At 73.2% G+C, this 12,378-nt stretch carries 8 protein-coding genes; 6 read left to right on the forward strand and 2 right to left on the reverse strand.

The window, feature by feature from the left end; genetic code table 11:
- Window positions 1-2,055: NHL repeat-containing protein (locus tag CA984_RS37150; RefSeq protein ID WP_242676388.1), on the forward strand; the 2,055-nt coding region annotated here is incomplete at its 5' end.
- A 188-nt stretch (window positions 2,056-2,243) separates the two neighbouring features.
- Here CA984_RS37150 and CA984_RS48910 read toward each other — a convergent pair.
- The gene (locus tag CA984_RS48910; protein ID WP_086578080.1) at window positions 2,244-4,199 is read right to left on the reverse strand and encodes a ligand-binding sensor domain-containing protein; all 1,956 of its coding nucleotides are present in this window, start codon (window positions 4,197-4,199) and stop codon (window positions 2,244-2,246) included.
- Window positions 4,200-4,327: 128 nt separating this feature from the next.
- Between CA984_RS48910 and CA984_RS37160 the strand changes: the two genes are divergently transcribed.
- From CA984_RS37160 to CA984_RS37175, 4 genes are all read left to right on the forward strand, one after another.
- Window positions 4,328-5,047, forward strand: a complete 720-nt coding sequence (locus CA984_RS37160; RefSeq protein ID WP_133061889.1) for an amidohydrolase family protein — start codon at window positions 4,328-4,330, stop codon at window positions 5,045-5,047.
- Window positions 5,044-5,766: an amidohydrolase family protein gene (locus CA984_RS37165; RefSeq protein ID WP_086578082.1), complete on the forward strand. Its 723-nt coding sequence runs from the start codon at window positions 5,044-5,046 to the stop codon at window positions 5,764-5,766. The genes CA984_RS37160 and CA984_RS37165 overlap by 4 nt, the downstream gene beginning before the upstream one ends.
- 65 nt (window positions 5,767-5,831) lie before the next feature.
- Window positions 5,832-7,151, forward strand: a complete 1,320-nt coding sequence (locus tag CA984_RS37170) for a DegT/DnrJ/EryC1/StrS family aminotransferase (RefSeq protein ID WP_086578083.1) — start codon at window positions 5,832-5,834, stop codon at window positions 7,149-7,151.
- Between the two features lie 280 nt (window positions 7,152-7,431).
- Window positions 7,432-9,471 (forward strand): PQQ-binding-like beta-propeller repeat protein, encoded by a 2,040-nt coding sequence (locus tag CA984_RS37175; protein ID WP_133061890.1) that lies wholly within the window; start codon window positions 7,432-7,434, stop codon window positions 9,469-9,471.
- Here CA984_RS37175 and CA984_RS37180 read toward each other — a convergent pair.
- A complete protein-coding gene (locus CA984_RS37180; RefSeq protein WP_086578085.1) occupies window positions 9,450-11,435 on the reverse strand; it encodes an SMP-30/gluconolactonase/LRE family protein in 1,986 nt (661 codons plus the stop codon). The genes CA984_RS37175 and CA984_RS37180 overlap by 22 nt on opposite strands.
- Before the next feature lie 125 nt (window positions 11,436-11,560).
- Here CA984_RS37180 and CA984_RS37185 point away from each other — a divergent pair, with 125 nt between their 5' ends.
- The gene (locus tag CA984_RS37185; protein ID WP_086578086.1) at window positions 11,561-12,334 is read left to right on the forward strand and encodes an enoyl-CoA hydratase-related protein; all 774 of its coding nucleotides are present in this window, start codon (window positions 11,561-11,563) and stop codon (window positions 12,332-12,334) included.
- Window positions 12,335-12,378 lie beyond the last annotated feature (44 nt).

Raw genomic sequence — 12,378 nt, forward strand, 5'->3', positions numbered from 1 at the left:
ACCCCCACCCATCGAGGAGGTACGGCCATGCCGCGTCCCCATCCGGCGCGCTGGATCGTCCTGACAGTCCTGACCGCTCTCACACTCGTCCTGCCGCTCACGTCGCCGGTCCAGGCGGCCGCCCAGGCGCCCCTTGGCGCGCCGCCGGCGCGCTGCGGCGCCCCCGGCTTCCAGACCTTCGGCCCGGCCACGACCACCGGCGCCATCGTCGGCGCCGTCCTGCACGGAGGCCGCGGCTACGTGGTCACCCGCGGCCTGAAGCCGCCGATCGTCGCCGAGTTCGACCTCGCCACCCGCAAGGTGATCCGGTCCGTCCCTCTGCCCGACGGCCCTGCCGACGGCGCGCCCGAGGGCGCCTGGGCCACGACCGTGTCCGGCGGCAAGATCTACATCGGCACCTACCCGGTGCCCGACCTGTACCGGTTCGACCCGGCGACAGGTGAGGTCGAGCACCTGCACTCGTTCGGCCGCAACGGCGGGTTCGTGTGGAGCCTCGCCACGGCGCCCGACGGCACGATCTACGCCGGCACCTACAGCGACGGCCGGGTGTGGGAGTACTCGCCGGCCACCGGCGCGGTGCGCAACTTCGGCGTCCTCGCGGCCGGCGAGCGCTACGTCCGCTCGATCGCCGCGGACGCCGACAACGTCTACGCCGGCCTGCTCGACAAGGGCCGGCTGATGGCGATCGGCCGGGCGGACGGGGCCGTCCGCGACATCACCCCGGCCGCGCTCGGAGCCAAGCCCGCGGGGTTCGGCGTGCTGGCCGACTACGGCGACCGGCTGCTGGCCGGCAGCGGCACCTTCCTCGTCGACGTGCGCAAGGACGGCAGTGACGCCCGGGTCCTCGACCTCGGCGTGACCAGCCTGGACGCGATCACCGTCGCGGCCGACGGCACGGCCTACCTCTCCTCCCGGCCCTACGGCTCGATCTACCGCTACCGCACGGGCGACACCGCCCTGACAGAGGTCGGCACCCCTCCCTCGCCGGGTGACGAGCACCGCGCGCTCGCGCTGACCGACGAGCACACGCTCGTCGGCTTCGCCGGCAGCGGCGGCGTGTGGTCGATGGACCTGCGCACCGGGAAGTCGGAGTTCACCGAGCTGCTCGACGCCGGGATCCCCGCGGGGCCGGAGCGGCCGCAGTCCATCCTGCTCGACCCGCGCAAGGCGATCTACGTCGCCGGCCACTGGGCCGTCGAGGTCCGCGACCTGCGGACCGGGGCCCACCGCAGGATCCGGGTGCCGGGTGAGCCCAAGGCCATGCTGCTCCGCAACCACAAGATCTACGCCGCGCTCTACCCGAGCGGGCAGATCATCGAGCTCGACCCCCGCAACGACCGGATCCGGAGCCTCGGCTACCTCGGGAACGGGCAGAAACGGCCCTGGGACATGGAGTACGACCGGCGTAGCGGGCTGCTGCTCATCGCCTCGGCGCCCCTCGGCGCGGACCTGTCGGGCGCGCTCACGCTGCTCGACCCGGACACCGGGAAGATGGACGTCTACCACGACGTCGTCCCGGACCAGAGCCTGATGAGCCTCACCGTCGACGGCGGGATCGCCTATCTCGGAGCCGACGTGCTGGGCGGGGGCGGCACGCCGCCCACCCAGAGCGCGGCGGCCGTGGCGGCCTTCGACCTGCGCACCCGGAAGGTGCTCTGGCAGGTCACGCCCGTCCCGGGCAACCGTACGATCCAGGACGTCATCGTCCACCGCGGCCTGCTGTACGGCGTTTTCAAGCGCAACGCGGGCTGGTTCGTCATGGACCTCGCCACCCGCACGGTGATCCGGCAGGGTCCGCTGACCGGGTACGGCGAGCTGTACGTCCACCGGGGACGGGTGTTCGCCTCCACCTACTTCGGCGGCGGCAACGTCCACCAGCTCGGCCCGGACCTCGCCGAGCCCAAGCTCGTCGCCACCGGGCTGGGGGACGAGTGGTACACCAACCCGCAGCTGGCCTTCGAGCCGAACTCGTGGAACGCCTGGACGCTCGTCGGCCGTGACCTGGCGCTGGTCCGCCTGGACCCGGGCTGTCCGGCCCTGGACGTCACCCCGTGAGCCCGCGCGCGGCGACGGCCGCCGTGTCACGGCGGTAACGCCGGCGGAACGCGCCTCCCCGCCGCCGTGTCACAGCGGTGGCGCCGGGGGAGCGCGCCTCCCCGCCGCCGTCTCACGGAGGCCGCCCCTCCACGCCGTCGTGGCCCGCGCTCCCCGGGGCCACGACGGCGTGGAGGTCCGCGATCCGGTCAGCGCCGGCCGGAGATCGCGATGCGGACGAGGTTACGGCCGCGCAGGCCGTACAGCGCGCGGCCCGAGAGGTCGAGGGAGAGCTTCGGCTCCCCGCCGAACCACTCGCCCGCCAGGCCGTCGGCGATCGTCGTCGTGGTGAGCCGGGGCAGGTCGACCTTGTAGACGCGGTCACCGTCGGTGCCGTAGGCCACCGGCCCGGTGACGACGAGCTCGCCCCCGCGGTCGGCGACCTTGGCGGTCCGGGTGATCCGGCGGCGCAGGAAGTCGTACTCGAACAGCACTCCGGTGTTGGTCAGGCCGTACAGCGCGAGGGGGGTCTGCCCGAGGGCGGCGACGTACCGCGCRCCGGGCACCGGTTCGAGCTCCCACAGGAGCTTGCGCCCTCGCAGGTCGAAGGCCGCCAGGCGGGCCGTGGCGGTCACCGGGGGCAGCCCGAGGCCCTCCTGGACGTTCGTGCCAAGGTAGGCCGTGCCGCGCCGGGTGGCCACCGAGTACACGCTCTGGCGCTCGACGACCGGCCGGTAGGTGTCGAACTTCCCGGTGCGCGGGGAGTAGAGCGACAGCGCCCCGTTGATGTGGCCGGGCTCGGGCTGGGTGGGCATCACGATCAGCCCCGTCAGGGCGTCGTAGGCCAGGTCGCGCGGGCGGTCCTGCTGGTTGCCGGTGCGGGCCAGCAGCCGTGCCGAGCTCTCGCCGGCCCGGTGGGCGTACAGCAGGCCCTGGGTGTAGACGCCGAGATAGGTGGTGTCCTTGAGCGTCAGCGCCGTCTTCGGCTCACCCGGGATGCCCAGCCGGGTACGGGTCCCCGCGGCCACGTCGTGGATGTCCGCGCCGCCCTTTCCGCCCACGTAGACGCGGCGGCCGTCGGAGTGCACGGACATCGGCTGTTCGGGGGCGGCCCGGAAGCCGCGCTGGACGAGATTGCGGTACTCCAGCGAGCCGGTCGCCGGGTCATGGACGAAGACCGCGCCGTCCTGGACCCCGTAGACGCGGCCGTCGTGGACCAGGAGCCGGTGGGTGGCGGCCTCGGGGTAGGCCACGCCGAGCGACTCGACCTCGCCGCCGGACAGCGGGCACCGGTACAGGGCGCCCGACGGCCTGCCGGCGAAGTAGACGTATCCGTCGTGGATGACCACCGAGGTCACGTACTTCTCCCCGGGGGCGGTCGCCTTGAGGATCCGGTGGTCGGCGGGGTCGGAGGTGGACAGCACGAGCACCTCGCCGGACGACGAGATGCCCGCCGCCAGGTGGGTGTCGGAGATGGCCATGCTCGCCACGAAGTCCCGGCTCGCCAGCTCCGCCGGAAGGATCTCCCGCTTCGCGCCGGTGGCGCGGTCGATCGCCACCAGATGGGCGTGCGCGCCGACGCCCGCGTAGACGGTGGTGGCGTCGGCGGCGACGCTGCGCACGTACTGCTCGCCCGGTGTCGCGACGCCCAGGTCGCGGCTCGTGCCGGTGGCAGGGTCGTACTCGACCACCCTGCCGGTCGGGGACAGGCCCATGTAGACCTTGCCGTCGGGCGAGGCCGCCATGGCCCAGATGTAGTCGTCGGAGTAGCCGGCGGATTTGGTGACGGCGCCGGTACGGGTGTCGAGCCGGTAGAGGTCGGAGGAGCCGCCGTGGGTGCCGACGTACACGTCGGCGCCGACGGCGCACATCGCCCACACGCCGATGCCGGTGGGGATGTCGAAATGGCCGGTGACCGCGTCCGCGGCCAGGTCGTAGGAGCCCACCACGTTGGGGGACAGTCCCCGGGTGGCGGCGTAGAGGACGTCGCCGGCGAACTCGGCGTTCCCCAGGGCGTTGGTGACGCTCGCGGGGCCGAGGTCGGTGAGCGTCCCCTCGGGCTGCCCGGTCGCTCCATGGGCGGATGCGGCCGGGATGACCGCGGAGACGGCGCCTGTGGCGACCGAGCCCGCGGCGAGCTGGATGAATCGACGGCGGGGGATCATGCGTGCCTCCCGGGAAGTTGTGTCGCGCGCAAGCTATAACGGACCAGGCCGTAATGTCTATGAGGTGCCTCCCGATCCGGTCGCTGGGCTATTGACGGTCATTCCGTGGTCTGGAAAGATTTCGGTCTGTGCCGAAATTGGTCGATCTCCCAGTGGTGGACGCCCATCGCCTGGTCGGGCCCGTGCCGTTCGACGATCTGCCCGCGGACCCGCGGCCGGACATGGACCGGCTGGGCATCGAGGCGGCCTGCGTCACCCACACCCTGTGCCTGTACGCCGACCCGGCGGCCGGGAACGAGGCGCTGTCCGCCCTCGACGACCCCCGCCTGATCCCGGTGCCCGTGGTGGTGCCGGGGGTGCCCGGAGCCGGGGTCCCGGCGGTCCTGGACGAGGTCCTCGACTGGGACGTCCGGCTCGTACGGCTCTGCCCGGAGCGGCACAGGTTCGAGCTGACCGGGCCCGTCGCGCTGCGCTGGCTGGCGGCGATGGCCGCCCGCGACCTGCCGGTCGCCATCGACCTGGAGGAGACCTCGCCCGCCGCGCTGCGCACCCTGGCGGCCGAGATCCCGGACCTGCGCGTGCTCCTGCTCAACCCGGGCTACCGGCGGCTGCGCGCCGTCGCGGAGCTGATGGCGACGGTCCCCAACCTCTGGCTGGAGATCGGCACCGTCAACACCCAGCGCGGGGTCGAGTGGCTGGCCGAACGGTACGGCGCGGACCGGCTGGTGTTCGGCACGGGCGCGCCCGTGCTCGACGACTGCGGGCCCCGCTTCCTCCTCGACCACCTTGAGCTCGGGGCCGCCGAGGTGGAGCTGATCGCCTCGGGCGCCCTGCGGAGGCTGATGTGATCCTCGACGCCCACGGCCACATCGGCTCCTGGCCCGACTTCCTCATCCCCGACCCCTCGGCCGGGGGGCTGGTGGCGATGATGGACCGGCTCGGCATCACCGCGATGGGCGTCAGCGACCTGCTCGGCGTCGGGCCGGACGCGGTGGAGGGCAACCGGCGCGCCTTCGAGGCGGCGGCCGAGCACCCCGGCAGGTTCGGCGTCTGGCAGGTCTACAACCCCCACCACCGCACGCCGCTGACCGACCGGCCCGGCGTCTGGGGCGTCAAGCTCCACCCCGACGTGCATCAGTGCCGCCTGGACGACCCGCTCTACGAGCCGGTGTTCGCCCTCGGCCTGCCGGTTCTCGCACACGGCCAGACCGACTCGCCCTGGAGCGATCCCGCGCAGTTCGCCACCGTGGCGGCGCGCCATCCGGAGGTGCCGCTGCTGATGGGCCACACCGGGCTCTGGCCGTACGGCTTCGCGCGCGCGGCCCGGCTGGTGGCCGACCACCCCGGTGTGCTGCTGGAGGTCTGCGGATCGAAGATCACCGGCCGCTGGATCTCCCGCCTGGTCGCGCTCGCCGGGGCCGAGCGGGTGGTGTACGGCTCCGACGCCTGCTTCCTGGACCTCCGCGCCGGTCTCGGCCGGGTCGTCCTGGCGCCGCTCGCCGAGACCGACCGCGACCTCGTCCTGGGCGGCAACCTCGCCCGCGTTCTGGGCAGCCGCCTCGCCTGACGTCCCGCCCGCTCCCTGAGGACCGTTCACCGGGCATCACGCCCACACACAGGAGGACCGCTCGCGTGAAACTCGCCATCGACGGAGGCACTCCCGTCCGCTCGGCGCCCTGGCCGTCCTGGCCGCCACCGCTCTCCGCCGGGCAGCGCGAGCTGGTCACCGGGGTGCTGGAGAGCGGGCTGTGGGGGGCCACGCAGGGATCGCTCTGCACCGATCTGGCCGCCGCGTTCGCGGCCCGGTCCGACGTGCCGTACGGCGTGACGGTCGGCAACGCCACCCTGGGGCTGTTCGCCGCGCTGCGCGGCGTCGGGGTGGGGCCGGGGGACGAGGTGATCGTCCCGGCCTACACCTTCGTGGCCTCGGCGACCTCGGTCATCCTCGCCGGCGCGATCCCGGTGATCGTCGATGTGGACCCGGTGGACCTGCACCTGTCCGCGGCCGCCGTGGAGGCGGCGGTCACGCCGAGGACGGCCGCGATCATGCCGGTCCACCTGGCGGGCAGCCCGGCCGACATGGACAGCCTGACCGCGGTGGCCGTACGGCACGGCCTGGCGGTCGTGGAGGACAGCGCCCAGGCGCACGGAGCCCGCTACCGGGGCCGTCCGGTCGGCGGCCTGGGCGACGCCGGGGTGTTCAGCTTCCAGGCGAGCAAGGCCATGACCGCGGGGGAGGGCGGTGTGGTCGTCTGCCGGGACGAGGGCGTCCATGCCCGCACCTGGTCGACGTGCAACCTCGGGCGGCGGCTCGGCGGCGAGTGGTACGGCCACCCCGAGGTCGGCTGGAACCTGCGGCTGACCGAGATCCAGGCGGCGCTGCTGCTGCCCTGGCTGGACCGGCTGGAGGAGGAGATCGCGCGGCGCAACGCCTTCTGCGAGGCGGTGGAGCGCGAGCTCGGGCGGCTGTCCGTGCCGTGGGGGCCGGCGTCCACGGGGGCGGGTGCCGGAGGGCCGGCGTCCGCCGGATCGGGTGCCGGAGGGCCGGGGGCCAGAGAGTCGGGTGCCGGAGAGGCGGGCGCCGGAGAGGCGGCGCCGTCCTCGTCCGTGGAGCCCGATCGCTCCCTGCCGCCGGTGACCGTGGTGCCGCAGCCCCCGGGGACCACCCTGGACTCCCGCCACCTGCTCATGCTCCGGGTGAACGCGCCGGTCGACCGGGAGTTCCTGCTCGCCGCGATGGCGGCGGAGGGGGTGCCGCTGGACGGCGGCTACCCGCCGCTGGGCACGATGTCCGCCCTGACGGAGGCGGGCGCGCGGGTCGAGCCCTGCCCGGCGGCGGAGGCCGCCTCGCGGACGGTGGTCTGGGTGCGCCAGTCGATGCTGATGGAGGAGGCGGACGGGGCCTCGGACCTCGTCGAGGCCCTGGCCAAGGTGCTCGGCGCGGATCGCTGACCGGGCGGGCCGCGTGCCGGGGAGACGCGGATCCGGGCGGACGGGCTGCGCGCTGGAGAGGTGCTGACGGGACCGCCGGGCTGCGCGCTGAAGAGGTGCTGACGGGACCGCCGGGCCGTGTGCCGGAGAGGTGCGGATCGCCGTTCGGCGGCGGGCGGAACGCGTACCCGGCGCCGGCCCGGCTGACGCCATGGGAAGCAAAGCGAGCGATCTGTTAAATTCGGCCCACACCGAAATTCGTCTATTGACGCGCACAGTTGCTCTTCCTAGATTTCCGGTCATGACCCTTATTCAAGGTATCCGGCGGTTCACGGCTGTCGCGCTGGCGGCGTCAGCCGTGCTCGCCGCCGCTCCACCCGCCTCGGCCGCTCCACCCGCCTCCGCCGGGCCCGGCCCGATCGAGGCGCTCGGCGTGCCGCTCCAGGACGTCCTGCTCATCGGCGGCGTGGTCGCGCCGGGGCCGGGCGGCGCGACCGTGCTCTGGGGCGTCTCCTCGGGCACCCCGGCCCACCTCAACGCCGTCGATCCCGCCACCGGCGCGGAGGTCGCCAGGTACGACCTGCCGGGCGCGGGCGGGGCCTGGGCGGTCGACGCGGCCCCGGACGGCTCCGTCTACGTCGGCAGCTACGGCGACGGCCGCCTGTACCGCTGGACGGAGCAGGGCGGGATCCGCGACCTCGGCCGCCCGCTGGCGTCGGAGAACTTCATCTGGACGGTGGCCGCCGACTCGGCGTCCAGGGTCTACGGCGGCACCTCGCCCGGCGGGAGGCTGTTCGGCTACGACCCGGTGAACGGCGTCCGCGACTACGGAAAGCTCTCCCCGGCGCATGCCTACGTCCGCAGCGTCGCCGTCGCGGACGGCAAGATCTACGCCGGCACCGAGGCTCCGGCGGCGGTCTTCGAGGTGGACGCCGAGACCGGCGCGTCCACGCGGCTCCCCACGCCCCCGGGACTCGACCCGGCGGGCAAATGGGCCTACGACGTCAACGTCGCGGGCGGATACCTCTACGTGCGCTACAGCGACGCCTTCCCGGGCCCGGCCCACGTGTGGGACATCGCGGCCAAGGCGTGGGTCGACGAGCTGGAGGCGGCCCACGGCCTGGACGTCTCCCCTCCGGACGAGGAGGGCCGCGTCTACATGGTCAAGGCGGGCGAGCTGGTCCGCTACGACCCGCGCAGCCGTACCGTCACCCCCACCGGGATGCCCTTCACCGGCAGGGTGGCCAACACCCGCGGGATCGGCTGGGCCGAGCTGGGCCTGCCCGACTACCCGGGCAGGAGCGTAGTGGGCCTGCTCTGGCGGGGCCTGATGTTCCGCTACAACCCGCAGACCGGCGCGCGCTCCTTCGTCCAGACGGCGGTGCGCGGCGAGCCGATCGACGTCACCGCCCTGTCGGAGGGGCCCGACGGGCGGATGTACGCCGGCGGCTTCCTCAACGGCGGCTTCGCCGCCCTGAACGCGAAGACGGGTGAGCGGGAGGAGTTCCACACCTTCTCCCAGAGCGAGGACATGACCACGCACGACGGCAGACTCTACGTCGGGGCCTATCCCCAGGCGCGGGTCTACTCCTACGATCCGAAGCTGCCCTGGAACAGCGCCGAGTACTCCCCGAGCCCCGAGCCGGGGCCCGCGGACAACCCGGCCCGCCTGTTCGACTTCGTGGCAGACAAGCAGATCCGTCCCAGGGCGATGGTGTCGGCCGGCCGCTACCTGGCCGTCGGCACCATGCCCGACCTCGGCCACCTCGGTGGCGTGCTGGCCCTGTGGGACCCCCGGGAGGGATCGCTCCGCACGGCGCAGCGGCACGTCGTCAAGGACCAGAGCATCGTCTCGCTGGCCTACCGCGACGGGGTGGTCTACGGCGGCACCTCGATCTACAGCGGGCAGACGGCCACGCCGCCCACCCAGACCGAGGCCCGGCTGTTCGCCTGGTCGGTCAAGGAGAACCGCCTGCTGTGGGAGATCACCCCGGTCCCCGGCAAGCCCGCCGTCCCCGCGCTGACCTTCGACGACCGCGGCCGGCTCTGGGGCATCGCGGGCGGCGAGGTCTTCGCGGTCAACGTGCACGCGCGCAAGGTCGTCTCGCGGGTGACCCTGTCGCCGGGCGCGAGCGCGAGCGGCCAGCTCGTGTTCAACGGGCGGGACCGCACGCTGTACGGCGCGCACGCGGGGTCCTCGCTGTTCTCGCTGGACCCGCGGACGAGGCGGCACGCCGTACTGCGCGAAGGACCGGTGCACCACCTCGCGGTGCACCGGTCAGGGGACGTCTACTTCGCCGAGGGGCCGCAGCTGTACCGCTACGACCCGCAGATCCGGTAGGTGGAGAAGTTCTCGACGCGTGACAGGTAGAGGTGCCCGTCGGCGCCCTTGACGAGGTTGGAGATCGGGCGGGTGATGAGCGTGAACTTCATCGCCGCCCGATCGATCCGGTAGACCTTGCCCTGGACCTTGCCCCACAGGGCGCCGGCGTGGAACTCGATGTTGGTGTCCAGCCAGACCTGGGTCTGGTTCTGCCAGGGGTAGGTCTGGTGCTTGGCGGTCCGCAGGGTCTGCCCGGTGGCCGGGTCCACCTCGAACAGGGCGTCGGGGGTCAGGCCCCACAGCTTGCCCGCGTCGTCGAAGGTGATCGAGCCGAGCGCCAGGTCGCCGGGGACCGGCGCGGTCCGCCACTTGATCGAGTCGGTGGCGATGTCGTAGGCGAACATCTGGGCGGCGTCGCCCTGGGGCACGCCGACGCCGCCGAACGCCGAGGTCGTGCCGTAGACGACGCCGTCGCGGTAGGCCAGCCCGATGATGCTGTGGCCCGGCACGATGTTCCGCTTGATCACCTTGCGGCCCGTCGCCGGGTCGTACAGCCCGAACACCCCGCCGACCGTGCCGACCCTGGGCACGGTGCCGAACGCCAGCCACTCACCCGCCGAGACCATGGCGAACGGCCGGTCCTGTTCCTGGTCGCGCAGGTCGAGCAGCTGCTTGAAGGCGGTCCCGTCGAACTCGTAGATCCGCGCGCCCGGATACACCCCGAGGTACAGCTTGCCCTTGTGGGTGACGAGGCCCTCGCTCTGGCCGATGTCCGGCCACGACTGCGTCCGGCCGGTCGCGGGGTCGTAGGCGGCCAGGCCGCCGGTGAAGAAGCCGCCGGCGTAGATCCGCCCGTCGGGGCCGGTGGTCATGGACCGGATGCTGACCGGCTGGCCGGTGAGTGTGCCGGCCAGCAGGCGCCCCTCGCCGGTCTTGCGGTCGTAGTTCCAGATGCGGCCGGTGGAGCCGGTGCCGACGAGGGTGTGGCCGACCCAGCCGAGCGTCCGCGCGGCGCCCCCGCCGAACTCGGTGAAGCCGAGCTTGACGAGCTCGCCCGACTTGAGGTCGTAGCGGGCGAGCTCGTCGTCCTGCCACAGGTAGAGCTGCTGCCCGTGCCGTCCGCCGCCCACGGTGAGGCTGTCGACGTCGTCCACGACGTCCTTCCAGACGCCCCGCGCGGTGTCGTAGACGCCCATGGGGTTGGTCGAGGTGGTGGTGCCGTAGCGGACCAGGAGGTAGCGGCCGGCCAGGTCGATGTCGTAGGCGTAGCCCTTGCCCTGGACCGGCGGATCGATGATTTTCCGCGTCGTGCCGTCCGGGGCCAGCACCGCCACCTTCATGCTCCCCGCGCCGACGCCCGCGTAGACCGTGCCGTCGTCGCCGATCGCCAGGTCGCGGATGTACTGCTCGCCGGGCACCGGGGAGCCCAGGTCGGTGACGGCGCCGCTGGCGGTGTCGTAGCGGAACACCTTGCCCGAGGGGGAGGTGCCGCCGTAGACGGCGGAGCCGTCGGGGGTCACAGCCACCGTCCAGACGAAGGTCTCGCCCGCGATCGGGACGCCGAGGTCGGTCACCTGGTCGGTGTCCGGCCGGTAGCGGTAGAAGTGGGCCTGGGCGGGGCTCAGGGGGTAGGTCCCGACATACACCGAATGGTCGGGGGCCACGGTCACGGCCCATGATCCCAGGGCGCCGGGGAGCGGGCGCTCGGCGATGAGCCGGCCGTCGCGGGCGTCCCTGATGCCGAGCTGCGCGGGGCCGGAGGCGCTGGAGGTCACCGAGTAGACGCGCGGCCCGCCGGGGTGATCGGCGTCGAGCGCGGTGCCGGCGGTCGTGGCCCCGGTGAGGGGCAGGGTGCCCAGCGCCTGCAGACCGCAGCCGGACGGGGGCGCCTGCCGTACGGCCTGCGCCGGACCGGCGGCGAGAGGGACGGAGAGGGGGATGAGGAGAAAGACGGTGACGAGCGCCGCCAGTCGAGATCGCACGGGCTACCTCCAGGTGGTGCCAAATTACGGTCTTGACCGTAATTTCGCGCCTCCCTCTTGGCAAGGGGCGTTGCGGAGAAGATGCAGAACATGGTTCGGTAGGGTGCGGGCAAGGAGGGGCACGAATGATGGATCTGGTGCTGTCGTCGGTCGAGCAGGGCGTGCTGACGCTGACGTTCAACCGGCCGGAACGGCTCAACGCCTGGACCGACGCGATGGGGCGGCGATACTTCGACCAGCTCGCGGAGGCGGAGAAGGACCCGGAGGTCCGGGTGATCGTCGTGACCGGGGCGGGGAAGGGCTTCTGCGCCGGCGCGGACTTCCAGACCCTCAACGCCATCCAGGACGGCTCCTACGAGGGGGAGCCGGACAGGCGTCCCACCACCTTCCCCGCCACGATCGGCAAGCCGGTCATCGCGGCCGTCAACGGCGCCTGCGCCGGACTCGGCATGGTCCACGCCCTGGTCTGCGACCTGGTCTTCACCGCGGCCGAGGCCAAGTGGACGACCGCCTTCGCCCGCCGCGGCCTGATCGCCGAATACGGCCTGTCGTGGATCCTGCCCCGGCTCATCGGCCAGGCCAGGGCCATGGACCTGCTGCTGTCCGGCCGCACGTTCACCGGCGCCGAGGCCTGGGAGCTGGGCCTGGTCAACCGGTCGGTGCCCCGCGAGAGCCTGCTGGAGGAGGTCCAGGCCTACGCCCGCGAGCTGGCGACGCACAGCTCGCCGGCGTCGATGGCCGTGATCAAGCGCCAGGTCTGGGGCGACTGGGACCAGACGCTGGAGGGGGCGGAGTCCGCCGCCGTGCGCCTGATGGCCGAGTCCTTCCGCCGCCCCGACTTCGCCGAGGGAGTGGCCAGCTTCGTCGAGCGCCGGGCCCCCGGGTTCCCGCCCCTGTAGGCCCCGCCCGGCCGAGGGGGACCGGTGAGGCGGTCGGGCCGGGT

It is taken from the genome of Streptosporangium minutum (assembly GCF_002149035.1).
Lineage (GTDB): Bacteria > Actinomycetota > Actinomycetes > Streptosporangiales > Streptosporangiaceae > Streptosporangium > Streptosporangium minutum.